Source organism: Rheinheimera texasensis DSM 17496, from assembly GCF_000711985.1.
Lineage (GTDB): Bacteria > Pseudomonadota > Gammaproteobacteria > Enterobacterales > Alteromonadaceae > Pararheinheimera > Pararheinheimera texasensis.
Genome location: NZ_KL544005.1, coordinates 630,900 through 657,837 on the forward strand (window position 1 = coordinate 630,900; position 26,938 = coordinate 657,837).

Below are 26,938 nucleotides of genomic sequence, written 5' to 3' on the forward strand. Positions count from 1 at the left end.
GAATTTCCCTACATTATTCTGAAGAAAATAAGAAAATTCCGTGAATATCAGCAACACATGAAATAATTCACAAAATAAAACTGTCGGGGTGTACCGGTAAGTTGCTACACAATTTACTGTTTTCCCGAGGAGGATTCCCAACTCAATGCAGTCGGCATGCCTTTAACATAACCAGGCCAGAGTGAAGTCAGTTCCTTTTGCTGCAAAAGATCACACCGCGCTTTAATAGATTTCACATGGCAATCCAGCATCGCCAGCGCGAAATGACGGTTGATATCATTGAGGGTATCCGTTGCCCAATTCGCTTCTTGGTAATGTGCAAAGTCCCCTGCCAACTTTCTGCTCACCACTGGTGCTGGGTGCGGCGCAATATTATGACCCGCATGATGATAGGTCAGGAAATACTTGTGCTTACTGCCCGTCTGCTCATACAAGTGACGCATGCCGTCATAGCCGGACACATCATCTTTATCACCAGCCAGATACATCACAGGTACCTTGATGTTTTTCAATGCCGATGCTGAAAACAGCTGATGCTGACCACCCCAAGGGGCTATGGCGATCGCCGCTTTCCAAGCTGGCGCAACTTTAACCTCTGATGGCAGCTGACCACCGGCACAGCTGTTCAGTTTCTGCTGTAACGCCTGATTGGCACCACTATCTTTGACGCCAGTAAATGCAGCAATACTCTGCTCAGTGAAGGCAAAACAACCCCCAACCGTATTGATGGCACCATAGCCCCCCATTGAGTAGCCAATGACCGCAGCAGCATTCTTATCGACTTTGCCTTCGATAAATTGCAGGTCTGGGTTACCGGACTGGCGCAATGCGTCCAACACAAATTGCTGATCACGAGACCGATGATACAAAGTGTTCAGAAACCCCGCATAAGGCGCTTTTTTCTGATCAATTTCGGCATAGGTTGAATGCATATGGTCAATTGCAGCGACAAGATACCCGTGCGAAGCAAGATGCTCCCCCAGATAAAACATGAGCGCTCTATTGCCAGGATAACCATGCGAGATCACAACGACTGGCAGCGGCTGTGCGGTGTCAGGTTCAGCATTCCGGTAAGCATTACCTTGAATAATAAAAGCCTGCTGGCTTTTGGTCATACTGGTGTAATTGGCCATTCGGTGACCGCTAAGAAGTTTTGCCGGATACCAAAGTTCAACAGTCAGTTTTCTGGGGCCACTTTGTTGGCTAGTTAAATCAAGTTGGTTTTCGTGCATCAGTTCTACTGTGCGCACACCAACAGGGAATGAGCCGGGTTGCGATAAGGCTGGACGCATTTCTGCTGGTTTTGCCAGATACAGCTGCTCTGGCGCAGTTTCAGCCTGACATTCTAGCGTTGCAGTCGAAGCGACCAACATAAGCGTAAAAATTTTCCGAACAGTTTGACGAGATGGAACAAACATAAGCGCCTCTAAATCTATGAAAAAGGCAGCAACCAGAACTGGCACTGCCTTTTATATGGCTGAATTACATAAAGTTTTGACGGAATTCAATCCCAACCTGACGAGGAGCACCGGCAATAAAACTTGGGTAACCAAAGGCACCGCCAGTATTTCCGGCATCAACCAGATACTCTTTGTCAAACAGGTTTGTGGCATACAAAGTCACAGACCAATTGGCAGAGGTTTGTTCAAGGCCTAAACGCACACTGGTTTGTTGTACTGCACCCTGGCTGATATCAAAACCTGCCACAGGCGCATTCGCTTCTTCAAAGAAGATGTCACTGCGGAAGCTGTACAACATTGAACCATTCAGGCGATAGTTTGCAGACAAGTCTTTTGCAAGCAGCAATCCTGTCCCTGCGGTGTACTCTGGTTGCAAACGGAAACGTTTCCCGGCCAGGTTACCGTTACTGCTATCGTCATCAATCTTGGCGTCAAGCCATGCCAGATTTGTGAACCACTCGACCGAATCAGTCAGTCCCAACGATATCTCAGCCTCGATCCCCACGTTTTTGGCCTGACCCGCATTGGCAATATAGGTATTACCGGCGCTATCACGCAGTGAAACCTGGAAATCACGGTAGTCCTGTGAAAACGCGGACAAGGCATAACGCAGTCCATTATCAGCAGTATTGCCTTTGATACCCGCTTCATAGTTCCATAATGTCTCTGCCGGTACTTCATTGACGCGTGGTACCACGCCTGCAGGACTATTCATTGAACCTACATCAACCACTTCTGAGCGACGGCCTTTGGAGACTGTGGCATATAGATTCATCGACTCGTTCAACCGGTACAGCGCGTTGAATCGAGGTAACCAGGCATCGTAATTACCATCAGCGCTAAATTGCTTGCCACCTGTTGATGCAATTGGCAGTAAAGGCGCGCCAGCTAATACTGACCGGGCAAAATCAGAGGAATATCGACTGGTTTTATCTTCGTCGACATAACGTAAACCTGCGGTCAGTTCCCATTGCTCAGTCAGCTGGTAACTCATATCAGCAAAAATTGAAATGGACTGATTATCGCCAAAGTTCTGATAGACCCCCTGATAAGGCAGTTGCTGAAAGCGGCCTTGTGTCAGTATTGGTGTCAACACATTCACTGTACCGTCCGGATTAATACAAGGCTTGCCGCCAGGCAGACGACCGATACAATTCAGAAACACCGATTCTTCGGTGCTAAATGGCACCCGTTGCGAGCCTTCTTCGTCGAAATAGCTGATGCCAACAAAGCTGTTAAGTTGCTCTGCAGCATAGTTAAAGCGGAACTCCTGACTGAATTGCTCACCGCGTGCATCTTCGGCGAACTCCAAAAACCAGGCTTGTGTGCCGTCCGCGTCAAAAACTTCAAGCGAATCAAAGCGTCTTTGCGCGCTGATGCTGGTAAATTTCCATTGTGGGTTGAGATCCCAGTTTATGGTTAAATTCAGGTCGTCGACGGTGCGGTCTACCCCTAACTCAGATTTCCCGAAGACTGCAGCGGATACTGGACTACCACTTGCTTCGACAAAACTATAGGGGCTGGTATCCCCACCAGTTGGCGCAAACCGGCGACTCTTAAATGCAGTCCCCGTATCGTTGTTTTCTTCGTGGTTGTATATCAAATCGATGAGCACCGTATCGCTGGGTGTAAAGCGCAGTGAGGCGCGAGCACCTAAACGGTCAATGCCATGCAGATCGGGTTGTGTTGCTGCAATATTTTTGACATAGCCATCACGCTCCCTGTAGGTAAATGCAAATCGACCTTGCATCGATTGCTGTCCACCGGTAATAAATCCTTGCATCTGTCGGGCCGCAAAATTACCAAATCCAGCACTGGTTGAGGCTTCAAACTATTCCTGCGGTTTGCGGGTGGTAACACTCAGCGCACCAACAGAGGCCGCGGTGCCAAATAACGTTGCCTGAGGGCCTTTCACAACTTCAACCCGCTCAATATCAAAGAGCTCGAAATAAGAACCGCGAGAGCGGGAAATATCTGTACCGTTGTAATAAACCGAGACTTTCGGGGCGGCTTGCGCCGAGCCACTATCTGAAGTGATCCCGCGGATCACAAAACCCGGATTATTCGGGCTTTGCTCCTGAATCACCAGACCCGGCGTAATATCGGATAACACATCCAGATCTTGGATCCCTAGCTGTTCCAATGTTTCGCCATTAAAGGCACTGACCGTTACTGGCACATCCTGCAAAGGTTGCGCTCGCTTTTGCGTCGTTACCGTGATCCGCTCGATTTCGGCAATTGCCGCAGCCTCTTCAGCTACCACCGATGGCAATGCCTGAATAAAAAAAGCGCCCATGATACAAGTGCTGAGTAATTTTTTACGAAAAGGGAGGTAAGTTTTTGATTTCATAGCAAAGTTCCTTATAAAAGATCGAGGAACTTTAGAGATAAATAATTAACCTTTTGCTTAAAACTGGTGACAGATTGATTGCAATCATCAGTTCTTCGTGACAAAAAAACCACTGATAAAAACAATGCTCTATCAATGGTATAGCTTTTCAATAAACCTGGAGAGACAGCAAGAGTCTCTCCAGTTATTAGTTAAAACACGAAGTCGATGCCGAGGCTTAGCAGCTTTGCATCATTGTGATAGCTAAAATCAAACCAAGGAGAGCGGTCGCCTTTGTCCTGGAAATCGTTATATTCCAATTTGATAGCCGCGCTACTGCCAAGGTTATAGCGCAGGCCCAACGTCATGATTTGGTGCTCTTCAGCATCTCCGACACCGAACCCCTGCCAGTCTTTCGTCAGCTCCAGTTTCGCGGTCGACAGCCCGATATAGGGCTGCCAGGTCTCGTGGTTATAAACCATGCTGACGTAAAAGGTCGGAAACTCTGAACCATACCCGTCATCATAGACAACGTAGTTATAGTCGAACAGCACGATGACATGTTCAAAAGTAAAGCTGCCTCCAAGCCCATAAAAATCCAAATCAAAATCAGTCAGAGGCCAGTCGCCGGAAACAAAAGGCGTGCCGTCTGGCTTGAACCGGCGTTCGATGCGTTGGTCGACAACACCGTCATTATTGATATCCAGTTCGTCAGTAAAAAACACATCCGCAGTGGTATTGTAATGGGTCCGGAAATACGACGCTCGTAAATCGATCCAGTCATTACTCATCGCCAGATTGGCGCCGAGAATTTTACTCCAGGTCACATCAGCGGTACCTGCAATGTAGGTGCCCGCTTCCGGAAAATAGTAGCCACCCCGATTACGCCAAAAATCATGTGATTTGATATCCCGCTGCGTTTCCCGACCGCCAAATACACTGGGAGTCAGCGTCCAGTCACCGAGATAAAAAGAATGCGCATAAGTGAGGCCGTTAAACTGGGTAATTTCCCACCAATACAAATTGGCAGGCGGGCGTAACCAGGGATACGCATAACCAACTTCCATATATTCTGAGAAATAGTACATCGGCAACATGCGCCGCCCCGCCATCAGCGTACCATCCTGCCCAACCTGATAACTCAGATAGGCCCAGTCAATATCAGGACTCCAGCCGTCCGCACCTTTTGCCACCAGTTGAATCGTCGCGGTTAAGCGATCCATGACATCTGCACGCATTTGCAGTGCAACCATCGACTCCTGTTCAAAATCCAGCTCCTCGGTGTAAAAAGCGTAATCGTAAAAATCGACCTGGAATTCTTTTTCGCCGGAAGGATCGACTTCACCGCCAATAACCTTTCCGCCTACCAGGGATCCATAGCCACTGAAATGAAAACGATCTTCAGCCAGCAGTTCGGTACAAAATACTAACGCGATTAACCATAAGTATCGAAACATGAGCCACTCCTCAATATTTACCTACAACGCGTACACCGCTGACCTTGCCAGCATCAACAATCCCAATTGTGCTTGGATTTTCAGCGACTAATTTGAGCATTTCGTCTTGGCTGACTTCTTTTGGCGGCGTGCCTTTCCCGGTAAACATCACTTTCGACCAATAGGCTTTCATCTGAGAGTCAGATTTACCTAAGGCCTTACTATTGAAGACGGTAAGATTGCTGTCACCTTCCGGCAAACTCAGCACTATCGCTGCATTGCCATCTGGAAAGCTCTTCTGCTTCCCACTGAACAGGTTTTTTATATCGGTATCAGACAGGTTTTGCTGGTTGGATGGATGAACAATCACGGCAACTTCTGCATATGCGGGAGCAATAATAACTCCCCCTAGGTACATGGTCATACATAGTAGTTTTCGCATCACGTCGTGCTCCGCTTGAGAGGAATGTCTCTCCTCAAACATAGCAAGTGTTACAAAAATCGCTGAAAAATCGTGCTGAATTGACCATGGGGATTTATGAACTTTTTATGAATACCAATAAAAGCATATCCATAAAAGTAATCTCACAAAGGACTTCCCCCGTCAGCATTGTGTGAATCGCCACTAATTTATTAGTGGCGATTCAGTTTATTGGAAATATCATCAATGTCATGGTCTTAAATTTGGCGGAAAGGTCAAACGTCATCTGAACTAACAATCCCTCTTTTCTAATGTTGTCGCATAGTCAGACAGTTAATCTCTGTGACTTAAGTACGTTAACAACAGTCCTTGTACCTCACAGCACTAGCTCTCCCCCGTTCGCTTTGCTAAATTCGAGACACGACAGGATGTTTCTTTACGACGGGGCATATGCGTTTACTCACCGTGCCATTTGAGCTGTTGGCAGGGTTACACCCTAAACTCAGCGAACAAACCAAAAAGACCAGTCAGTTGATGTATTCGTCGACTATCGCTGACTTTTCAGTCGATAGCCTGGCGGCGCTTCTTGGGCTTTACCCAATCCACGTGGTTCAACAAAAAGACGAGGCGAACTATTGGGTTATCGCTGGCCTGCGGCAATTCGAGTTGCTGTCTGTGTTTCATGCAAAAAATGCAGCTTCCGAAGCTGTGGCAAAAACCAATCCGCTAACCAATATTCCTGTTCTCGTGCACGATAAAACGACAACCAAGTACATCCAACAGCTTGCCGCAACTGATGTTGCCGGCAGTGCGATTCTGTTTTCACTGGGCACCAAAGTAGCCGCACAACTGGACTTAATCAGAGAAAACTTGCCGGAGGAGATTGTGCAGCAGTTTCCCAAGTTCAGCTCTGACCGACGTTTGTCAGACCGCAAGAGCCGCAAGGATTAAACGCCGTTGTACCGAACCGAGTTTGATGAAGTTTTTGCATTGATGGACATCTCGGATAGTGAGAGGATCCAATACGCCGAATTTTTGCGGCACCTGAATACGCCACCTGACATGAGAAGATTGGCTGGCGTACTGAAAAACTTTATTACCACCTACAGCGATGCCTGGTTCGAAGACATCAGCCTCAATGCAAATATTGTCCAGCATACCCATCAATGGCTGGAATTGGCCGAAACTCTGGAAGAAAAATTACCGTCAGCTCGCAAGTATCACCGTCATCCCGGTAAACGAGGTTTGCAGACTCTATTCCGTGGCAGCTTTACCCACTATCCGTTTTATTCAGTCCATTACATTTTAAGTATTGATAATGCGGATTTTTTTAAATGGCTGCGGCAAGTCTTGTTTGTGCTGCCGTTTCTGATGCAGGGTCGCATCCGGGATACCCAACGATTTATGGCCTACGAATATAAATTTGTGGGCCTTTTTTTTCGGGAAATGACAATCAATGAACAGGCTTTGCAGTGGTTAAGACAAAAAGACTGCTCAGCATGTAAGAACATTCGTTGTTTTATTGGCTGGCTCTACGAATATCGCGCTTATTTTCGCAATAACCACACGCTTACCTACGCCGAGCTTCAAAGAGCAGGAGAAAAATCCAACACAGAGTCAAGGGAAAGAGTGATTGCCCTCTACCATGAAATAACTCGCGTCATTAAAACTCTCGAAATCCTTATCGGTTATCAGAAAAAGCGTCGTGGCAGCGGCAACCGGGATAGGCGTCCGTCTGGACATTCACGAGTGGATGGAGACATCCCAAGATACGGTGTCACTGCGCTGGAAAGTGACCTTCTCATCCAAATTGAAACGTTGCCCGATGAAGCAGAGGAATTGCTTTATTCGGTAATGCAGCCGGAACTTGATGATGAACTGGTTGATGCCGGTGAAGACTTATTCGAGCAGCAACAAGATGAGGTTTATTTGTTTGCTGACGCGGAGCCGATGGAAGCCTATATCGCGGCTTTTCATGGCCGCCGATTGTCTAAGTCAATCATGCGGCGAGTTGAACGGCAGCATCAATATCTCACCAATCAGCAGACTTTATCCAACAGTGACGTGTATCGCCTACTGAACTGGTGTCGCCAACCAGAGAAATATGGGGATGAGCATGAAGTTGCCTGCATTACCGCAATGGTCTTTTTCTGTGCAATGCTACCGCACCAATTAATATCGACCAGCCTAAACTGGGACAATAGTAAATATCCCAAGCTGGATTTTGGCGAAAATAAACGCTTGGCGTTAAAAGTATTTTCGGTTCAATACGCTTTTAACTTAAAGAATGATTCACGTGCAAAAGCCCTGCTGTTGCCGGTACCAACCATTTTATTGCAAGCTTCAGAGAATTACATTACTAGACTAATTGACGAGTTCAAAGATCCAAATTATCCGTTAAGTGAATCTAAGTACTCTGCTGGTGGCACTGCTCTACAAGACAGGCTTGAGCTTGCAACCGGACTTAATGTCAGTGCGCATCAGCTTTCAAGCTTTCTGTTTTTGCGCGCCTGTGCCATGTTCGGCACTGCGTGTGCAACGTTGATGTTCAATAGGCCTGCTCCTGGCAGCCAGGCAAGACTGTATTACACGTCACTCAATGCAAAGTTACTCCAGGAGCGATATAAGCAGCTGGTTACCCAGGTACTGCAGGATGCGAACTTGCTCGACCAGCCCGCATTTGCCTATGACTCACCGATACAAACCGACAACATTGGTTGTCGTCAGGCGCCAAAGTTGCAGGACTACCAAAGCCTGCTGGCAAAGTTATCCACCAAATTACAAGAGCTACGTAAAAACCTGCTAAACCAGGATTGGGTACACTTTCATAATTACTTCACAGCTTACTGTATCGTTGCGCAAGGTCTGCTTACTGGATTAAGACCTACACATCAGGGCTTTATCACTGCCCGGCAGATTTTGTATAGCAGCAAAGTTGCGGTAGTTCGGGACAAAGACAGCGCCGACGAGTATCACACCAGAACCATTCCGCTGCATCCGGTTGCGATAGAGATTGCAGAGGCTTATCAAGCGCATATGCAGGCAATGCTTGGACGATTACATCGGATTGGAGCCCTCAGGAAATGGCAAGGCATCGGTAGTCCTGAACCGTTCTTTTTCACCAACACAGCGAATGTTGATAGTAGTTACAAGGTCTCGCTGATGCCCTTTAAACCCAGCCTGTTGCAAGAAACTCTGCAAGAGTTTTTCTCCGGGCCTCCGAACGGCAATCGCAAGTTTTTACGATCCTGGTTCGAAAGCCAGTCAGTACCAAGCTACTGCATTGACGCGCTGCTCGGGCATGGCAATTTGGGTGAGACGGTTTGGCATCCACACAACACGATGTCCCTTGAGGATGTCCGACAGACTCTCGTCCCATATCTTGATGCTCTAGTTCAGGTGCTTGAGCTTAGAGCAATATCGGGGCTGACTTCATGACGTTCTCAGAACTACCAGCGGAATTACAAAGTTTGCTACTAAAGACCACAAAGTTGCATAGAAGCAATGTGGACGAGGTCCCTGCAAAACTGAGTCAATCGCACTACTCGCAGATTTTTTGGGAACTGTACGGCAAGCGTTCGCGTAATGACATGGGCCAAGATGACACGGCAAAGACAGCGACCGAACTCATCCATCTGCTCAATCAATTTATTCTGGCTAACAGAAGTGCACTCTATGGCCTTAAAATCAGAAACCCCATTCTGATCAAACGCCCCAAGCCACCATTACGGGAACAATACGCCTCTTACCTGCCGGAAATTGACTACATTGACCAGCAGTTTTTGCGTAATCCCGACGTTACCTTAAACGGCTCACCTCTTCACCAGTCAATACACACACAGGCAAAGTTCTATGTCGGACAGCTGCTGTACGCCGCTAGTCGTTTTGGCGGGCTGTTACGCGTCGATTTACTGAAGAGCCTGTTGCATCAGACCATCTACGCCGCGCCCTATCAGCACAATAACGTCGTTTGGTATGAGCTAGAAGCTGCCGACCAGTCCCACATGATTTGGATCCCAGACCCTGTCAGTAGCACGCTGTTACCTCGCTTGTTGAATATGCGACATACTTCAAATTGGGCAGAGCACCCGGCAGTTCAGCAACTGAATATTCAGAGTTGTCTCAGTTACTTTTTGAAATCCTTTGGACTGCCGCATTTTGACGAGCTGCTCAGGCAGCGTAAAGAGCGCATAAAGAAACTGCTCAAAATCATTGAAGCCAGGTTGTCGCTGACGCATACAGCCTGTCATCTGCCTGTGTTAGCCGGGGAAGAAGCCAACCTGTCACTTGCCCCAGAAGCATTTAGACGCCTATTAACAATAACAACCAGAACCGGGCCATCACATGCTTATTCATTTCTCTCATCTGCGCCTGGTGTACCTTCGATACATAAAAGCAAACAGCGTAAGTCAGACAAAGAACTGGCTCTGCTATCAAAACCTATCAGCCAATCGATAACAGACTGCGTGGCCGTAATAACCATTGTGAAGAAAAAATTGGCCTCCGGCGCATCAGCAGCGGATAGTGACCAGTCAAACAGCCCACAACAACATTCCCTCCGCAACTTGTCCGCAACATTAAAAGCGATGGCGCAATCGACGGAGTTCGTGCTGCTACCTGTTACACGGTTACTGATTGAATGGGCTGCATTTCGACTCACTTCGCAAAGTAAATGGTCTGGCAAACTCAAACCAAGTACCCTGATTTCTCACCTGGGGGTGATATTAAGGCCATTAACGCGGCTGTTTGCGGCTCACTCCCCATTAAAAATGAATATTGCAGACCTTGACGAGTATTACCATGAAGTCATCGATGATGCGCCGAAACAACAAGGGCAAATGAGACGCGCGGCTATCCTGCGTGACTTTCATCTGTTTTTAGAAAAGGAATACCAGTTAGAGCCGAGCTACGTGTGTTCAGGTTTTGTCATGCGAGGTAGCAAATACAAAGCATTGATGGTTGATGCGAACATCTTGCTCCCTGCGGAATACAGCAGCGCCTACCAAACCTTACTACGACGTGTCGTGTTATCTAAAGCGCCGGATGCAGACCACATCAGGCTTATACTACTGATTTTAGGATTTCGTTGTGGGCTCCGTCGCAGCGAAGCGCTTTATCTGCGCTTTGAAGATATTCAGACCCCGGGCACTTCCCTTGACGAGGTATCATCGCTCTCCGAGCTTTTAGTACGGCCGCATTCGGAGCGCCAGCTAAAAAGTAAATCGGCCACTCGCCGCTTGCCACTGGGCCTATTATTATCGAAGGAAGAGCGTGATTGCTTCAGTAATTTCCTCAAACTGCGACAACCTAAAGACCCATCGAAGTATCTCTTTGTCGGCGCACATGCCGACAAACCACTCGATACTGATCTTGCATTCAAGCCTTTGGTGGCCGTGCTGCAAGAGATCACTGGCGATCCTGATTTTCGGTATCACAGGTTGCGCCATAGTTTTGTGACATGGACCTTCTGGTATTGGCAGCAACACAAATATCCAACCACACATCCGTTGACGCCGTTTTTATCCCACGCAGTGATGTCGCATTTAGCTGAGGCCCGACAGCAGTATTTCTTACAGACTCACAGTTCAGCGATTCGGGGGGAATTACATGCCGTCAGTAGCCTAGCTGGGCACTCGAGCCCGTCCATTACGCTGTTTCATTATCTGCACTCGATGCAGTGGTGTTACACCGCTGAAAACTGGCGTCTTTACGCCTTACACCAAGATGCTACGGCTAAGTTACTGAGTATGTCCCGGCGTAATTACTTTTACCGGCTAAATCAAATCGGTTTTACGGCGCTACTCGCCGCTGAATTAACGCCATGGTGTAAAGCTCCTGAATTATCCAATAGTGAGCAGCAAGCCAAGGAAAGTAACCCCACGGACCAACCCAAAAAACCATCCGGGTTTCACGAAATTTGGGAGTTTTATCAGGCATTTCTGCTATACACCAGCAAGGCCATGGGAGAGTGGAAAGAAAACCTACTCTATGAAGATACTCGCTATCGCGATACGGATATTGACCCCGATCCAAATGCCCCCCGCGTCTGGGCTTCAGACAAAAAGCTAGAACCAGACAGATTTGTGTTTGCTGTTGAGCTCCTAGAGTACCGGCAACAAAAAAGAAATCGTGCAACGCGTCAGTCGTCCGAAAATAGCCCTCCGAGCAATATTGCCGGTTATCAGCTACCCAAATGGTCTACCTGGCATATTGCTACCAGCAAAGCGATGGCTATTGTGAACTCGTATCAAGAGCTCAATGACGATGAACAATTAGATGTGCTCAAAGCATGTCATTACGTCGTAGTCACCCGCCCTATCAGCGCACTGAATTGTCAATTCCGCGAGCCAGCTCAACTCTGGTTGTTCGTACAATGGCTCAAACCAATTCTGCGCACTTTGCCCAATACCTATTATTTGAACGTGAGTATTCATTGCCATCACAACATCGCCATAAATGAGAAGGAAAAAATACTCGTGGATTGGCAAACGCCTGAATTTGCGGGTTTTGTTGTGAATACACAGCTGGTCGCCGTCAATGATATCAGCAATGTTCCATTTGCTGACATCACTTTGCGGCACACACCAACACGCGAGGTCAGCAAGCCATTTGCAGACATAGGTTTAACCCTTGGGATGACCATGCTGTATTTCTATGACGGAGCACGTCTACAACAACAGATTGCCCCAATTCCCATCACAAAGGCGATGCACAAGGAATACGTTGCCAGACAACAACGGAAAGCCGAAGAGGCAAAAGCGGCTGAATATCAACGAATCAATCCACCTCTCTTTGACCCCGCAGTTGCTCAGGTTAGTGGTATGTCAGACGAAACGTTTTTTGGCTTCTTAAAATCTAAAGAGATTGATGGCATCGATGAAAAAAAGCAACATCAACCGTCTGACCTGGATAGTATGATGAGTTCTCAGGACAATCAGAAGTCAGATCTAAATGACATGTGGTCAGACTATAGTGACAAAAAACCGAAAAGGCGGAGCAGAAAAACCAAAGACAATTGATGGAGTTTGGAAGAAATTGCGTGATATGGATATTGCCACTGCCAATAGCGACCCAAGGACGCGAAATCCAGCCCAGAAAGTATACTGTGTTGCTAATTAACTCATACTCGTTGGATGCGCTCGTAATATCGCCAGAGCCCTAAGAACATAAGCAGGAAAGGACTAACTCCAATGAAAATCCATACCACACGCAACCAAATCCCCCCCACAGAGCCGTCATGCAAAGGATGCAACCAGTTTTTCACTGTTTCGCTGCTACCTCGCTCACGGATATCCTGGATCCGTACAAGAGCGCCACTGTGCCGGTCAACTTGTATATAGCTGTGTGGGAAGCGCCGTGACGGATCGCCTGGCAGCTGCACACGGAATTGATAGTAACCTCCAGACTGCGCCGGCACTTCAATCCAGGCCAGAATGGCTTGCGGCACTTCGTGCCTGATCTTTTTGATAGCTTCGCTGAGCGGGATCACAGGGGTGATTACTGCATCTGTTGCTGCAGTCTGCCAGGATAACAAGCCTGGGTTTGGCTTTTGGCCCGGCAATACCTGCAGTAAAGTCTGGGTCGGTCCCGGCAATGCCAGCATCACGCCCGTCGCGGTCAACAGCATCAAAGGCAGTAAACAGCATAATCCAATCGTTTTATGCCAATCGTAGAGTAGCCCGACTTTATTACTTCGGGCTTTAAATACCAGGCTTTTTCGCCACTGCCCGCGACGCGGCCACCAGGCCAATAGGCCTGAGATCAGCAGCACCAGCGTGGCAATGCCGAGGTAACCTAGCAACAAAGTTCCAGTCGCGCCCAATAGCAGCTTATAATGCAGGTTATACAACCAGGTCAGTAAAGACTGACCCCAATAGTCCTGACGTAACACCTGACGACCATCGGCTGATAACCAGACCAACAGCGGTGCAAAATGCTGGCCCTTTGTTTCCTGTGGCTGGTTATAACGGGCCGGGATCAGCTGCAGCTCCGGCGTAACTTCCAACCGCCATGGCCCGGTTTTATCCGGATAACTGGCACGAAGTGTCCTGACTGCCTGATCCCAATCCGGCTCGCCACTCTGTGGCATTGGTACTTGAAGTTCCGGGTGCAACCATTGGTCCAGCTCGACATAAAACACAATGGCAGCACCGGACAGGCTGATTAACACCAAAATCATGCCCACCGATAATCCCAGCCATAAATGCAGCCGACGGCTCAATAAACGCCAGGATCCCTTCATCAAACTACCTAATTGCCAATCTCAGGGTTAATAACGCAAATGCACAGCCGCGGTCACCGCCCGCCCTTCGCCCGGGCTGTGCAACGTTTGGCTGCCATCCCACCAGACATACTCGTAAGCGTCGTCTGTCAGATTTTGCAGTTGCAGGCTCACTTCCAGCTGCGTATTGATGATGTAGCGTGCCTGCGCATCCAGCAACAGATACTTGCCATACCGGCCGCGATCATTGCTGGTGGTCAGTTCATACGATGACTGGGCACGCAACGAGGCGGACAGCAGCCATTGATCGGACAGGCTGTAGTCAACACCGGCACTGTGGATCCACTGCGGGATATGGTCGATATCATTTCCAGCGAGCGCGGGCGTAGCAGGGTCCGGCGTCTCAATCTGTGCTTGCTGCCAGGCGATAGCGGCCCACAGATTCAGCGCCTGCGTCGGTGCTATTGAAAATTGCACATCGACGCCTTTACGCCGGGTGGCACCCAAGTTATCAAAATCGCCAAGCGGGTCATTCAGCTTACGCTTAAATTCACCGGTTGCAGTCTGCTGCCACAGCGTCGTGCGTAATTGGGTGCGCGCGGAGGTCTGGTATTTCACACCGAGTTCCCAGCCATCATTAACCGACGGCGCCAGATCAACCTGGCGCGGCGGGATCAAATACGCGCCAGAGCCTGCGCCTATCTGAAAGCTGCGGCCCCAGTTGCTAAATAAGGTAACATCTTCAGAGGCCAGGATCGCCAGCGCCAGTTTCGGCTGAGATATAGTGCCGTAGTCATTGATATCCGCGCTGGTTTTGGCGCGAAAATCCTGGAAATCGCCATCGACCTTGTCGAGTCGCCATGACGGCGTGATCCGCAACCAGGACACAGGCTCCATTGATAGCTGGGCATAGACACCGGCAACGGATAAATCATATTGCTGATCCCGCGTTTGGCTGGTGATCACCCGCTCTTTAGTCAAATAGCGTCTGGATTCGTTGTCCTGTTTTTCAATGCTGGCACCCAATTCCAGCTGCACATGTTCAAATCCGTCGACTTCCGGCGCCACACCGAGTGTGCTGCTGGCACCATAATGCTGCTCTTGAGTGACACGGTTTTGTTGTGAAGTCCCGGCAGAAAATTTCACAAACCGGTCGTCATCCAGTGTATTCAGCCAGACCAGTGTTTTAACCGATGCCAGCTCTGATAAATGTGCATCCAGCCCAAGGCTGAACTGGTCCATGTCGCGCTCATCCAAATCAGACGCGTTATAGGCATTAGTCGCTCTTGGTGTCGCTGCAGCAACATCAGCAGTCAGATACCCCGGTTCCTGCTGCTCCGCGCTATAGGTTCTGGCGCTGGCATGCAACGTCAGTTGCTCTGTCATGTCCCAGCCCCATTTGCCGGAGAAACCCAGCCTGGTGGCTTCGGAATGATCACGATAACCATCAGCTTTGCGGTAATTCAGTGCATAGTTCTGCCGAAAACCATCTTGCTCCAGACCGGCGGCGAACTGCGCCTGCGCTTTGCCAAAGCTGCCAACGGACAACCTGCTGTCGAGATAAGTCCCACCACTGCGGGTAATAAAATTAACGTGACCGGCAATGTTGTACAGACCAAAACGCGGGTCCGTGGTGCCGCGTACGACTTCGGCCGCTTCAATTTCGAGCGGAAAAATCATATCCAGATAAGGCATATTGCCATCATTAGAATTGGATGGAATCCCATCAATCAGCAATTTGACGGCGTTGACTTCACCTTCGCCATTAAAACCGCGGAATGACAATTTGCCACTGGAAGAACCCTGATTAAATTCTGTCGTCATGACCCCAGGTAACTGGCCAATCAACCGCCAGGCAAAATCCGCATTTGAATTTTGCGCAACATCCGCGCCCAACCGGTCGACCGAAGTCAGGACCCGGCTGGCATCCGTCAGTCGCTTTCCGGTCACTTCAATATGCTCACCAATAACAAAACTGGTATCACCTTTGGAAGGTGTAGTCTTTTTCGCAGTATCCTTGCTGGATTCTGCCGCAACAGCAGGCTGGAGAAGAATAAAAGAAACCATCAAAGCGACAGTATTTTTCTGAAAACGGCGACGAGACTGGGCGGCAAACACAATGAAATCCTTACAGTTTTAATCGGGCGGCAGATTATAAAGGAAGGGTTTGGACCGAACAGCGTGACAAATTGTCGCACCCGGCAGGTTCGGAACGTCGCGCGACAACATACTCAGCCACTTATAGCTGAGTATTGGTTGATACCTGCCCGACTCAGAAGGCACTAAAGGTTCACTGCAGATTATCAGCAATTTTTTGTAACAGCAGACTGAGCGTTTGCTGCTGTGCCTGGTCCAGCCCTGCCAACATCTGACTGCTAATTGCAGCGTCGATTTGACGGATGTGCGCGATAAGCTCTAACGCATCTGCTGATAGCACCAGGCAAACACTCCGCTTATCAGTTGGGTGCGGGACTTTTTCAATCAGGCCCCGCTGCTCCATATCGCTTAATAGCCGGGTGACTTGTGCTTTATCTCTGCCGCTGTATTGCGCCAACATCTGGGGCGTATTGATGCCCTGATGGGCAATCAATTTCAGGATTTTGGCATCAAGTGCTGACAACGCTAATTGATGGCTTTTAAAACCACGCTGCAGCGCAGTTTTATAATTTTGCAAAACCTGAAACAGCAACTCAGGCTTAAATGAATTCGCTTGCATCATAGCTCCAAATTTAGTTGACAATATCAACCAATAAAGCATAGTTGATATTGTCAACTAACAAGTCTGTTTTGGCAATGCTTACATTCAATTGGAGTACACACGATGAACAACTCTTACCGCATATCAGTGGTTGAAACCCATCCACAGCAAAACGAGCACACACAAGAAGTGATGCTGTTTGATACCACGCTGCACGACAGCCTGACGGAACTACTACCCAAAGTAAGTGCAGGATTGGGGCTTTCTGCAGAAAAATCTCAAGCCTTTTTATTGGGCTTAAAACTACTCGGTGAAGTGATCATGACCGAGCGTTCACATCCGACGATGCGGGAATTGGCACCACATTTTCGCGCCATGATGCAGGTTGTCAAACCCAAGCGGCCAATGAGATAATCTAACTCATCAGATCACCACATCTGACAATTATCTCAACCGATTAACATGTTATGCTCTGTGTTGAGTTTTCGGTGTGCGGAGCAGAAAAAAGCTATGAGATTTCTCGCGATCACGCTATTTCTTGCATGTTCTGCCAATGCTGCAGAGTTAAGATGGTGCTTGGACCACTTTCCTCGCTACCACGAATTTAATACCAGTAATCGCCAACCTGAAGGGCCAAGTGTGCAGTTAATGCAGCATTTAGCGAAAGTAGCAGATTTCAAATTGGTGATCATGCCGAAAACACCACCGAAACGTTGCTTTCAGCTGATTGCAGCAGGTGAAGCTGATGTGATGACAAATCTGCTGCACAAACCTGAACGTGAGGAGATCATGACTTTAATCCCCATGGGAGCAAAAAGGCGTGACTCTTTTATTGTCAGACAAGACGAAAAACGTGACCTCTCAGATGCTTCGCGTTTGCGCCACGCTTCTGTTATTACAGTGCATGGCTATCATTACGAGCAAAACTTCGTCGACTTTCTAAAAAACTTTCCAAAAGAGCAGCTGACCGAAGTTGCTGATATTCAGTCCGGTCTGAATATCATCAGCAGAGGCAGAGCGGACGTGTTGGTTGCTCCATCGATGCCTGCACTAACAGTCGCGATAGAGAATTTTCCACCTAACACATTCACCCGGATTAAATCACCATGGGTTCTGCCGACTCAAAGCTTGGTGTATCTGGGGTTATCAAAAAATTCTGTTACGCCGGAACTCGCTGACAGAGTGAAACTGGCGTTAGAGCAGGCAATCACTGATGGCACTGTTGATAAAATTTTTGCCACTCAAGCTATTGAGAAAGAAGTTGCCAAACTCAAGGATGCGAATGGCATCACCGCTAAAAACCCTGAGTAAATAACCGGAAAAATCACTGTCTGCCCTGTCACTCCTTTTGGGAGGAGCAGCGACAATTCTGCTCCTCCTGTGACTATCAAGACTTCCGGCTAAAGCCGACAGGCCACGCCAACAACAAGACAACTGCGACATAGCCAACCGTCAACTCACCAACCCATGCTACAGAACCAATAACACCGCCCCATAGCTCCACGCAGAGACCAAGTGACGCGACCAGCAACAGCCAGCCGGTTAATTTAAGCATCCTGATTTTGGCAACAGACAACTGTGACTCAAACATGCTCTGATAGTGTTTTTCCATCGCCAGCGAAAGACACACCATAGCCGCCAGTGCGGCAATAAGACTGAATATCAGCAACAACGATGCCCCCATCAAATGCCTCCAGCTGTAGATTGCATTGCTTGAGTAGATTGCGCTCTTCGCTGATTGCTAGCGCCCTTGCTGCGCACTTTCAATGCAGCCCAGCCAAACATCAAACCCAAAGCGATAAAAACCAAATCTATCGACGCAAGTACCCAGTCACCCTGTGGTATCGTTTTGAGCAGATAACGTTCTGTCGTCAGGGCGTTTAAAACCGGCAATAACAAAAATGCTATGCATGTGATGGTGAGACTGTCTCGCCATGCCAACATCACCGGGCGAAACAGACTGAAAGCTGCCAACAAAGCCCAGCTAATAAACATCACGTGGATCTCCCATTGCTGGCGTCCTGCCAGGTCGGCAGGGATAAGCCGGTTAGCCCAGAAATAACAAGCGAGGCCGAAACTCAAGCCAGCGATAGTAGCGACATTCAGGCGTTCAACCGATTGATGCCACACACGATACTCACCAGTCTTTTCCAACTTGGGGCGTCGCTTTACAGTCCAGACCACCAGACCGGTTGCAATCATCGCGCAACCCAAAAAACCTGAAATAAGATACATCCAACGTACTGCGGTGCCTGCAAAGAGGCCCTCGTGCAAACCAAGCATACTGCTACCAAAAACCTCAGGCGCAGCTAACTCATTGGGTAACGTTTTGATTTCTGCACCGGTAAATGCATTAAATTCGATATTTCCAGCCCCTCTGCTTCGCCGAATAGTCTCGGAAAAAGCCGGGCTAAACTGAATTTTGGCAGGCTCACCACGCACAGCAGGTGTTATAGTCAATGAGCGGACCTGACCGGTACCCCATTGCTGTTCAACTTGTAACAATAATGGGACCAAATTCACAAACCGTTTGGCCTGTATGCCGAGACCATCAGCACCCCGCATGGTTGCTGTTCCATCACCACGATGTTCGCCTGAACGTTGACGCCCCTGACCACTTCGGTTTGCTCGCTCGCTATTCCGCTCTGAACCAGCGACTTGCGCAGATTGATCAGGCCTGCTACTGCGCTGAGACTGCTGTTCTGTTGGCGTAGTCCCATCCATCCGTGGTCTTTCACCTGCTCCCTGTGCTTGTCTTGGCGGACCACCGCCACCACCTAAGCCCAAAATGCGTTGGCTGCCCGTTTGTTGCATTAACTCCTGATAATAAGTTTGCTTGTCTTGCTCAGAAAAACCATAGGTAAATGGCACACCAAGCGGCATATAGGTGTAGAGGAAAAAGATCAATCCACTGTAGGTAATCATCAGGAAAAAAGGCAACGCGGCGATACTGACCACATTATGTGCGTCTAACCAGGAGCGTAAATTTTTCGCCGGACGATAGGTAAAAAAATCCTGCAGGATTTTTTTGTGTGCGATGACTCCGGTAACCAAAGCGATCAGCATCAACATTGTACACACACCGACGATCAGAATCGCCGTATCTGAAGGGATGTAATGTAATGCATAATGCATCCGCAATAGCGCGCGACCACCGGCAGTTTCACGTGGCTGTTCCGTCAGAGGCTCAGCGGCACCCGTCTGATGATTCAGGTAAATAGTCTCAGTTCTGCCTCGACGCTCGCCCTCTGCTGCAGGCATCGACCAGCTGGCAGATAGCTGCTGACTGTTTCGGGCATCACTGACAAAGTTGATAGTCCAACTCTGGGCATCTTGTGCACGCGGGTCATGCAGTAATTGTTGATAGGCTGCATCAAACTGCGCTTTGATATCCAAGTTGGTTGGACCCTGCATAGGCCGCTCTGGCTGCATCCATCGGGTTATTTCCTGGGTCGCATAACTTGCCGTTCCTGTTACAAACACAAAAAACAACACCCATCCGGCAATAAGCCCAACCCAGGTATGCAACCAACTCATGGATTGCCTGAAGCTTCCTTTCATACGCCTCTCCAGATCTGCAAGCCTTGCACGATTAAAAGCATGGCAGTTGATGCAGAGCACACTGACAACGCCGCCACACGCACACTGCGCAGGTGAAAAACCAACAACACCACTAATAACCAAACGGTGAAGCTAAACAGCATCGCACTGTAAGTTGCTAAAGCCTGCGTGTCGGTAAACAGCAGTCCGACCATCGCGACACTCAAGTTCGCGACCAAAAAGCCGCCCGCAGCTGCCAGCACGCATCGTATGAATACCATCCAGCGGGAGCGGGTTAAATCATCATTTTTCATTTGGATCTCATACACCCCATGTTTAGCCCGCCTCGTACTGGACCAGGAACATTATTACGATCGCGAATTATTCGCTTTAAAATCTGGTTATCCAGAGTTTTTACACACTCTTTACAGTGATAAGTTTTGACCGCTGATAATTGCAGTACCCAATTCAGGAAGTACCATCAGCGCAATCCGCCATTGAGTGAATTGCTGACTAAGTTTATTCAGCCTTGTGATGTGGTCCGCCTGACATACTTGATTAATCGGATGAATGATGCCGTTACACATCATCAGTTGAAGCAACTGCTGTAACGTTGCTACATTTTGGCGGTAAACCGGTATTGCGCAGCATTCTGCGTAAGAGAGCGGTTGCAGCTGAAGTTTTGTCCAGAGCGGCTCAACCAATGGTGCCGGGCAGTCAATCATGCCGATGGACGTTGCGAGGCGCTGTGGCATCACTGCACCCGGGACTTTTGCAAAGGTCAATGTATTCAATTGTCGCAGCTGTTGCGCTTTGTTTAACTGGGCGGCACTTCGCTGAAAAATATCGACGCGTTGGCGTTGGTTTCTCACCAAATCACGGAACAATTCCCGCACCGTATGTTGCCCAATTTGCTGCAAAACAGGCTGCAAATTTGCAGGAATTGAGATGCTATCGATATTATCTGTTAGCACTCCACTACCGAGGTACCTGATATTCTCTGTTGCAAGCCGTTCATGCACATCGACTGAATGCTCGGGAAGCCAATATTCAGTAAGGAATTCGTGCGCCAGATAATTCTCCGGGTGTTTCGTCATCGCTTTGATGTGCAGTTCGAAATCAGGTGAATCGTGGAAAGCCCCGGCTTGTGCGGTTGCTGCCAACAATTTTATCGCCAGTTGCACATTATTGAGCGGATAGCGGCCACCTATTCCGTTTTTAGCTATCTCATGGATCAGTTTTTGGATCGGCTGCATCCGGGTCGAACCCGGATGACACATGTAGTGTAAATATCCTAGCCCGCGCTCTGACAATAAATGATCAAACGCAGTTTGCAGCTCGAGCCGTACCTGTTGGCTGACCCATGACCAGACCCCGTGGCAAACTACATAATCAAAAGTACCAAGCGACAATAAAGGTACATCGGCAAAACGACCGGTTATAAAACGCACATTTGACAAGTCAGCAGCATCAGCCATGGCCTGAGCTGCTGCAGTATGTTCGGGATTTAAATCGACCCCAATAAATTCACTTTGTGGATATGCAAGCGCTGCGACCAGCAGATTAATGCCAAAGCCACAACCAAGATCGCAATACCGAAACGACAGTGTCGGATCAGGTGCAGCAACGCCCTGAAACATCGCGGCAGTACTAAGCCACCCCGGCGTCATTTCTTTGTAAAATGAATAGCTGTAGGGGACATCTGTCAGATAGTCACTCTGAGTCTGCTTCATTTAAAGTGCTCCAGATGCCAGCTCACCATGAACAGGTAAGCTGGCTGAATCAACCAGACTCAGAATGTGTGACTCACAGAGAATACAAACTTACGGCCATCGAGAATGTAGGCATAGTTTTCTGCTGAGGTGACTTCTTTATTGCCGACGTTGTAAACACCTGCTTTCAGCATCAAGTCATCTTTAGGTTTGTAAGCAAAGCCCAGATCTGTGAAACCATATGCCGGATATTGAATACCGTTGCTGGACGCGCCACTGGTACCGGTTTGCCAACGCCCCGTTGTCTTACTGCGGAAGTTGGTTTGTGCCCACAAGGTCAGTTGGTCCGTCGCTTCCCAGTCGATCGAAGCATTGAACATATGTTTGGCCAAGTCAGTGAGCGGTTGACCTGCGTAAGTGCCTGTTTTTGCCACTGAGGAGGTATAGGTATAGCTGTGGCGGTATTTCAGCGCATCGGTGATCCGGTAGTCGAAAGTCATTTCGACACCTTTTAACTCAGCTTCATCAATGTTTTCATAAGCGGTGTAGCCAAACTGATGGGCCGGATACTCGGTACCTTTGTAAGTACATGGTTGATTCTGCAGACAAATCCGACCGGTACGATTGATTTTGTCTTCATAGTCGGTTTTATAAACGACCAATGAGGTATCAATTTCGTTATCTGAACTGGTGTAGCCAATGCCTGCCTCATAGTTCAGCGTTGTTTCCGGTTTGAGTTCAGGGTTACCAATGACCACTCCACCCATTGAGGTTGCGCCAAAATCCGTGGCACTTTGACGCAGACTCGGCGCCTTAAAGCCAGATGTCACACCACCTTTGAGTACAAAATTATCACTCAAGCTGTAAACAGCATAAGCTTTTGGACTGAAGTGACTGCCAAACCGCTCGTTATCATCAAATCGCCCACTGAGAGTCAGTGTCAGATCATCAATTAAACGCCAGTGATCTTCCAGATAGACCGAATATTGGTCTCGTTCCATCGTCACAATAGCGTCAGCAACCGGGATGACGGGGGGGCGGAGGCCATTCGTTGCACCATCCTTTAAACTTTCATTTTCAAAAGTGAATCCACCTGACAGCGTATGCTGGTCAAGGATCAACGTAGCCTGAGAATTCACCGTCAACACATCAAAGCTAATACCGTTTCCGGTATTGGCATTGATACGACTCGGGTTTTCGCTGGTGTCATAATTGGCATAACTTTTCCAAGTCCAGCCTTCGTAATTCCCTTCGTGTGTCAGAAAATAATTGTTTTTGATTGATTGGCTGTAACTTTCGGTTGCACGAGCTGCGAGACTGCGGCCAGGCCTGTGCAGCCGCTCTTGCCATGCATAAGTGTGCCCTAAGGTTACAATATTATCCTTGTCGACCTGCCAGCCTAGCTTGCTGCCAATATTCTTTTTCTTGTATTCAGGATCAGAAGCTGCGCTGTCAGAACCGCCAACAAATAAGCTTTCTTCCTGATTTTGCAATGCGCCATTCAATTGCAGCGACAAAGTATCTTTGATTAATGGGGCATTTAAATAAACGCTGGTCTGAAAACCATCTTCGTTCACTTTGTTATCAGAGTCTGCTTTGCTGTACTCTGTGGTGATACCGCCATTCCACTCGTTGTGAACTTTACGGGTGATAATATTAATCACACCGCCCATGGCATCAGAGCCATACAGCGATGAAGCAGGCCCGCGGATCACTTCAATACGTTCAATGGCCTCGATCGGTGGCAGGAAGTTAATTGGTGTACCGGCCTGAGCGCCATTAAGCCCAAAACTATCGTTCCCTTGCATCGGCTTGCCATCTATTAAAAACTGCGTGTAGTCAGCAGCCATCCCCCGGATCAGGATTGATTGCTCTACACCACCGCCCATGATTTGGATACCGGCGACATGTTTTAATGCATCAGTGATATCGGTGTATGCCTTTTTTCGTAACTCATCGCCACTGATCACTGACATGGTGGCTGGCGCTTCCAGAAGATTCTGTTCATAACCGGAAGCGGTGACAACAATCACTTCAACTTTATCGGCTGCTTCTTCAGCGAAAATGGGAGCTGCATGCAAAACAGCTGCGACTGCACAGCAGGTATAGGTACGACGGGATACTGACATGACTGGAGAACCTCAAATAGCGTGCCTGAAAAAAGCACGCGAATAATAATGATTATCATTAGATCAATTCAATGTCAGTGAACGTAAGTTTTGTGTAAAGACCAAAGCGTTTTGTAAAGAATCGTAAATAAAGCCACCTCAAGATTTGTGAGTTTTCCTCTCAGGCTTCACTGGCTGAGCTTATCAAGGATCCCGACAGTAAACTCAGTACAGAGCTTTCGGCAACTTCGAGCGCATCCAGATCCTGATTTGCCCGACAAATCAGGATCGCCCCTTCTGTGATAGCAATGATGGTTGTGGCTAACTGTTCAGCTTGAGGCTGTGCAAGCCCTTCAGCCTGTAAACAAACCGCAATTTGTGTGCGTAAATCATGAAAAACTTTAGAAACCCGGATGAGCGCTTCAGGAGCATCCTGCTTTGCCTGTGCATCCATCGAAATAGCCGCCAGAGGGCAGCCAGCGGCATAACCGGAGCTCAATAATACAGTGCGCCATTGCGCAAAATATCGTTTGAATCCGTCCAGCGGTCCCAATGCGAGACAATCCGCCAATTGTTTTTCCACTTGACCGCCGGTGAAGGTCACAGCATCAGCCACAAACTCCGCTTTGCCGCCCGGAAAGTAATGATAAACAGAACCTAACGGTGCACCGGCGTGCTTGGCTAATTCACGAACGCTCGTAGCTTGCAAGCCACGCCGACGCAGTAAATCGGCGGCAGCAGCGACCAGCTTTTGCTTACTCTGTTGTTTGCTCATGGCGAATTATATCGACTGTTATAAAATATCCAGTATTGGTATTATATCAGTCGATATAACTCTTTGGGGCTATGGCACCGCCAATTAGCGCCCTGCTGTGAATTGGAGATCCCGATGAATTTATGGTTCAGACTCAGCAAGTTACTCTTAAGCCGACCCTGGCGTCGTCAGGTGTCACCAGACAGTACCATCATCACAACGATGCGGGTGTGGCCCTTTGATCTAGATATCAATCGTCACGTGACCAATGGCCGCTACTTTTCAATGGCGGATATCGCACGGATGGATTATCTGTTTCGTAGCGGCGCCTATAAAGTTGCTTTGGAGCACAAAGCATTACCTATAGTGGGAGACAACTGGGGGAAATTTCGTAAAGAACTCAAATTGTTCCAAAAATTCGAAATCCATACCCGCATGTTAGGCTGGGATGAGAAATGGATTTTTGTTCAACATGACTTCAAGCGCCACAACCGCGTCCTTGGCAGCGTCATTATGCGCGGAGTCTTCCGTGCTGGCCGGAATATTCTCAAACCTGGCGCTTTTGTTGAAGGCATGGGTTTACCCAGTGAGTCACCAACACTACCGAGCTGGATCTCACAATGGTCTGACAGCTGTGATGCGTTGAGTGAGAACATCCGGGAAGCGGAACAACAGGTCTAAGACCTGCTGTTCCCTTTCTGTTTCACGGTAATTTAGCGATCCAATCGAACAATTCAGGCAGGTCATAATCGCCACCATGTGCTTGGCCAAATGGCAACGCAAAATCGACTTGTTTCCCACTGTTCTCCAGTTTCAATGCCAAGATTGCAGGAACCGCCAAGGCCGTATCGTTATCTGCAGTACCGTGTCGGATTCGCCAATGCACTGCGCTATTCGCTTTTGGATTGCCGATAAAATTCATTGGATTCATCATGCTCACAACATTTGCCGGTGCAAGCTTTTCAGGCTTTTCCGCCGGACCAGTGTGATGCGCATGACCCCACTCAGTAAAATGTCTGGTGTCGGTACTGTTATCCCCAAACAGGCTGTTTTCACCACTGCTTAAATCGAGTGAGTCGAAGGCTGGTGCTTTTTTCAGGCGTCCGGTCGCTGCAATGTAGCGATCCCAATCAGCTTTAAAACCTTGACTGCCAACACTGAGCCAACTGACGCTGCTGACATTCTGACCGTCCTGCTTGGCTCGCTCAGCCGATTTTTCCAACTGTTGCTGCAGATAGTTTCTGAATGTTCCGGAACCTTTGGCATCCAGCTGCAGCGGCTGTCCCTGCCAGGTCAGTTGCAGTGAGTTCAGATAAGCTGGAAATCCCGCGGCTAAAAGTGCAGAGACTTTTATTTGTTCTGGCGACATCGGGCCGGTATTGAACATCGGTGCCCCGGCAGGCCGGCGAGGCCGGTCTTGTTCGGACTTAGCACCCATTGGTCCATTCGCTGGCGCAGGTCCAAAGGCTGGACCACCGGAACGTTTAGGCCGTGTCGCTTCATGAATACTATGAAACATCCATTCATAAGCCAGATCGGCGTGTTCCAGGTTTGTAATAGGGCAATAGCTGGAGACCGCATAAATGGCATCACTGCCGGGCGCTGCGCCAAGTTTCTCTAGATAAGGCAGATATTCAGGCGCATCACCACTGGCACCGAGTAAAGCAGACAAAGCACCACCGGCACTGGTCCCGTTTGAAATAATTCGCTCCGCAGTTCCAGGCATGCGTTGGTCGTTGAACTTCAGATAACGCACCACGGCTTTTAAATCCACAATAGCAGCTGGCGCTTTGCCGGTGAATTTTCCACTTTGATCTTGTAGGGTTCTGCCACGGGTGCCGGGCGAAATGACAACTAGCCCCTCGGACAAAGCGACTGACATCGCATCAGGTTGCTGATCGCGCCCAAGTCCGGGAGCTTTTGGCAAAGCAGGCATATAGCCCCCGACATGATTCGGCAAAAAAATCGGTGCCGTATCGGCTTTATATCGTCCCTGAGTTTTGTTCTCGGCATAAGCCTTAGGGATATAGACGTTTAGTTGCTGGTATTTTGGCTCGAGTGGGTTTTTCACGTAGGTTAGCCCCTCAAATGCTAGGTATTTCACCTCGACACCACTGACCGTTAATGTCCGCTCAACACCTGCAGTCATATCAAAAGAGAGTACAGAGGCAGCAGACGAATCCGCGGCAGTCGCGGCGGTCGCCATAGTTAAACCTGCTATCGTGATAGCGATTTGGTAAATCATCACAAATCTCCAAA

Annotated in this window: 21 protein-coding genes; 6 read left to right on the forward strand and 15 right to left on the reverse strand. The window is 48.6% G+C overall.

Translation table 11 applies throughout. From position 1 onward, the window contains the following. Nucleotides 1-113 precede the first annotated feature (113 nt). The 5 genes from Q399_RS0113340 to Q399_RS0113355 all read right to left on the reverse strand — a co-directional run bounded on the left by Q399_RS0113340 (nt 114) and on the right by Q399_RS0113355 (nt 5,667). Nucleotides 114-1,463 carry an alpha/beta hydrolase family protein gene (locus Q399_RS0113340; protein ID WP_084164312.1) on the reverse strand — a complete coding sequence of 450 codons (1,350 nt, stop codon included), beginning with the start codon at nt 1,461-1,463 and terminating at the stop codon, nt 114-116. A 19-nt stretch (nt 1,464-1,482) separates the two neighbouring features. After that, nucleotides 1,483-3,243 (reverse strand): TonB-dependent receptor, encoded by a 1,761-nt coding sequence (locus Q399_RS21155; RefSeq protein WP_211253327.1) that lies wholly within the window; start codon nt 3,241-3,243, stop codon nt 1,483-1,485. Between the two features lie 48 nt (nt 3,244-3,291). Beyond that, on the reverse strand, nt 3,292-3,810 hold the full coding sequence (locus tag Q399_RS22255; RefSeq protein WP_211253329.1) for a TonB-dependent receptor plug domain-containing protein: 519 nt from the start codon (nt 3,808-3,810) through the stop codon (nt 3,292-3,294). Between the two features lie 191 nt (nt 3,811-4,001). Next, nucleotides 4,002-5,246, reverse strand: coding sequence for a porin (locus tag Q399_RS0113350; RefSeq protein ID WP_031569228.1), 1,245 nt, complete (start codon nt 5,244-5,246; stop codon nt 4,002-4,004). Nucleotides 5,247-5,256: 10 nt separating this feature from the next. Next, the gene (locus tag Q399_RS0113355) at nt 5,257-5,667 is read right to left on the reverse strand and encodes a type 2 periplasmic-binding domain-containing protein (protein ID WP_031569230.1); all 411 of its coding nucleotides are present in this window, start codon (nt 5,665-5,667) and stop codon (nt 5,257-5,259) included. 444 nt (nt 5,668-6,111) lie between these two features. Here Q399_RS0113355 and Q399_RS0113360 point away from each other — a divergent pair, with 444 nt between their 5' ends. From Q399_RS0113360 to Q399_RS0113370, 3 genes are read left to right on the forward strand one after another with little or no spacing between them, the layout of a single operon-like run. After that, nucleotides 6,112-6,597, forward strand: a complete 486-nt coding sequence (locus tag Q399_RS0113360) for a hypothetical protein (RefSeq protein ID WP_157836302.1) — start codon at nt 6,112-6,114, stop codon at nt 6,595-6,597. Nucleotides 6,598-6,603: 6 nt separating this feature from the next. Continuing rightward, a complete protein-coding gene (locus tag Q399_RS0113365) occupies nt 6,604-9,084 on the forward strand; it encodes a hypothetical protein (protein ID WP_031569234.1) in 2,481 nt (826 codons plus the stop codon). Continuing rightward, nucleotides 9,081-12,665, forward strand: coding sequence for a tyrosine-type recombinase/integrase (locus Q399_RS0113370; RefSeq protein ID WP_031569236.1), 3,585 nt, complete (start codon nt 9,081-9,083; stop codon nt 12,663-12,665). The genes Q399_RS0113365 and Q399_RS0113370 overlap by 4 nt, the downstream gene beginning before the upstream one ends. 101 nt (nt 12,666-12,766) lie before the next feature. Here Q399_RS0113370 and Q399_RS0113375 read toward each other — a convergent pair whose 3' ends face one another. From Q399_RS0113375 to Q399_RS0113385, 3 genes are all read right to left on the reverse strand, one after another. Continuing rightward, nucleotides 12,767-13,888 (reverse strand): PepSY-associated TM helix domain-containing protein, encoded by a 1,122-nt coding sequence (locus tag Q399_RS0113375; RefSeq protein ID WP_031569238.1) that lies wholly within the window; start codon nt 13,886-13,888, stop codon nt 12,767-12,769. Between the two features lie 27 nt (nt 13,889-13,915). Beyond that, on the reverse strand, nt 13,916-15,985 hold the full coding sequence (locus Q399_RS0113380; RefSeq protein WP_211253331.1) for a TonB-dependent receptor: 2,070 nt from the start codon (nt 15,983-15,985) through the stop codon (nt 13,916-13,918). Between the two features lie 172 nt (nt 15,986-16,157). Further along, a complete protein-coding gene (locus Q399_RS0113385; RefSeq protein WP_031569242.1) occupies nt 16,158-16,583 on the reverse strand; it encodes a MarR family winged helix-turn-helix transcriptional regulator in 426 nt (141 codons plus the stop codon). 105 nt (nt 16,584-16,688) lie between these two features. On the opposite strand from Q399_RS0113385, the gene Q399_RS0113390 reads away from it, so the two are divergent. Together Q399_RS0113390 and Q399_RS0113395 are read left to right on the forward strand one after the other, a co-directional pair. Next, nucleotides 16,689-16,979, forward strand: coding sequence for a DUF3861 family protein (locus tag Q399_RS0113390; RefSeq protein WP_031569243.1), 291 nt, complete (start codon nt 16,689-16,691; stop codon nt 16,977-16,979). 96 nt (nt 16,980-17,075) lie between these two features. After that, a complete protein-coding gene (locus tag Q399_RS0113395) occupies nt 17,076-17,876 on the forward strand; it encodes a substrate-binding periplasmic protein (protein ID WP_157836304.1) in 801 nt (266 codons plus the stop codon). 76 nt (nt 17,877-17,952) lie between these two features. Here Q399_RS0113395 and Q399_RS0113400 read toward each other — a convergent pair whose 3' ends face one another. The 6 genes from Q399_RS0113400 to Q399_RS0113430 all read right to left on the reverse strand — a co-directional run bounded on the left by Q399_RS0113400 (nt 17,953) and on the right by Q399_RS0113430 (nt 24,700). Next, entirely contained in the window at nt 17,953-18,249 is a 297-nt protein-coding gene (locus Q399_RS0113400; protein WP_051685979.1) for a DUF3325 domain-containing protein, read from the reverse strand. Next, nucleotides 18,249-20,186, reverse strand: coding sequence for a PepSY-associated TM helix domain-containing protein (locus Q399_RS21625; protein ID WP_157836305.1), 1,938 nt, complete (start codon nt 20,184-20,186; stop codon nt 18,249-18,251). Before Q399_RS21625 ends, Q399_RS0113400 begins: the two co-directional genes overlap by 1 nt. After that, a complete protein-coding gene (locus Q399_RS0113415) occupies nt 20,123-20,419 on the reverse strand; it encodes a hypothetical protein (protein ID WP_031569249.1) in 297 nt (98 codons plus the stop codon). Before Q399_RS0113415 ends, Q399_RS21625 begins: the two co-directional genes overlap by 64 nt. A gap of 111 nt (nt 20,420-20,530) precedes the next feature. After that, the gene (locus Q399_RS0113420; protein ID WP_031569251.1) at nt 20,531-21,838 is read right to left on the reverse strand and encodes a class I SAM-dependent methyltransferase; all 1,308 of its coding nucleotides are present in this window, start codon (nt 21,836-21,838) and stop codon (nt 20,531-20,533) included. A gap of 59 nt (nt 21,839-21,897) precedes the next feature. Continuing rightward, entirely contained in the window at nt 21,898-23,946 is a 2,049-nt protein-coding gene (locus tag Q399_RS0113425; protein ID WP_037046127.1) for a TonB-dependent receptor domain-containing protein, read from the reverse strand. Between the two features lie 160 nt (nt 23,947-24,106). Further along, on the reverse strand, nt 24,107-24,700 hold the full coding sequence (locus Q399_RS0113430) for a TetR/AcrR family transcriptional regulator (RefSeq protein WP_031569255.1): 594 nt from the start codon (nt 24,698-24,700) through the stop codon (nt 24,107-24,109). Between the two features lie 114 nt (nt 24,701-24,814). Here Q399_RS0113430 and Q399_RS0113435 point away from each other — a divergent pair, with 114 nt between their 5' ends. After that, nucleotides 24,815-25,360, forward strand: coding sequence for an acyl-CoA thioesterase (locus tag Q399_RS0113435; protein WP_031569257.1), 546 nt, complete (start codon nt 24,815-24,817; stop codon nt 25,358-25,360). Nucleotides 25,361-25,382: 22 nt separating this feature from the next. Here the strand turns inward: Q399_RS0113435 and Q399_RS0113440 are convergent, their stop codons facing one another. After that, complete coding sequence (locus Q399_RS0113440; protein WP_051685981.1) at nt 25,383-26,924, reverse strand: subtype B tannase; 1,542 nt, start codon at nt 26,922-26,924, stop codon at nt 25,383-25,385. Between the last annotated feature and the right edge of the window lie 14 nt (nt 26,925-26,938).

Bases quoted from the DNA above. Each gene is read 5' to 3' on its own strand.
- Q399_RS0113370 (WP_031569236.1), top strand. From the start codon at position 9,081: ATGACGTTCTCAGAACTACCAGCGGAATTACAAAGTTTGCTACTAAAG.
- Q399_RS0113420 (WP_031569251.1), bottom strand. From the start codon at position 21,838: ATGAAGCAGACTCAGAGTGACTATCTGACAGATGTCCCCTACAGCTAT.
- Q399_RS22255 (WP_211253329.1), bottom strand. From the start codon at position 3,810: ATGAAATCAAAAACTTACCTCCCTTTTCGTAAAAAATTACTCAGCACT.
- Q399_RS0113440 (WP_051685981.1), bottom strand. From the start codon at position 26,924: ATGATTTACCAAATCGCTATCACGATAGCAGGTTTAACTATGGCGACC.
- Q399_RS0113350 (WP_031569228.1), bottom strand. From the start codon at position 5,246: ATGTTTCGATACTTATGGTTAATCGCGTTAGTATTTTGTACCGAACTG.
- Q399_RS0113435 (WP_031569257.1), top strand. From the start codon at position 24,815: ATGAATTTATGGTTCAGACTCAGCAAGTTACTCTTAAGCCGACCCTGG.
- Q399_RS0113395 (WP_157836304.1), top strand. From the start codon at position 17,076: ATGAGATTTCTCGCGATCACGCTATTTCTTGCATGTTCTGCCAATGCT.
- Q399_RS21155 (WP_211253327.1), bottom strand. From the start codon at position 3,243: ATGCAAGGATTTATTACCGGTGGACAGCAATCGATGCAAGGTCGATTT.
- Q399_RS0113355 (WP_031569230.1), bottom strand. From the start codon at position 5,667: ATGCGAAAACTACTATGTATGACCATGTACCTAGGGGGAGTTATTATT.
- Q399_RS0113400 (WP_051685979.1), bottom strand. From the start codon at position 18,249: ATGGGGGCATCGTTGTTGCTGATATTCAGTCTTATTGCCGCACTGGCG.
- Q399_RS0113415 (WP_031569249.1), bottom strand. From the start codon at position 20,419: ATGAAAAATGATGATTTAACCCGCTCCCGCTGGATGGTATTCATACGA.
- Q399_RS0113375 (WP_031569238.1), bottom strand. From the start codon at position 13,888: ATGAAGGGATCCTGGCGTTTATTGAGCCGTCGGCTGCATTTATGGCTG.
- Q399_RS0113385 (WP_031569242.1), bottom strand. From the start codon at position 16,583: ATGCAAGCGAATTCATTTAAGCCTGAGTTGCTGTTTCAGGTTTTGCAA.
- Q399_RS0113425 (WP_037046127.1), bottom strand. From the start codon at position 23,946: ATGTCAGTATCCCGTCGTACCTATACCTGCTGTGCAGTCGCAGCTGTT.
- Q399_RS0113430 (WP_031569255.1), bottom strand. From the start codon at position 24,700: ATGAGCAAACAACAGAGTAAGCAAAAGCTGGTCGCTGCTGCCGCCGAT.
- Q399_RS0113390 (WP_031569243.1), top strand. From the start codon at position 16,689: ATGAACAACTCTTACCGCATATCAGTGGTTGAAACCCATCCACAGCAA.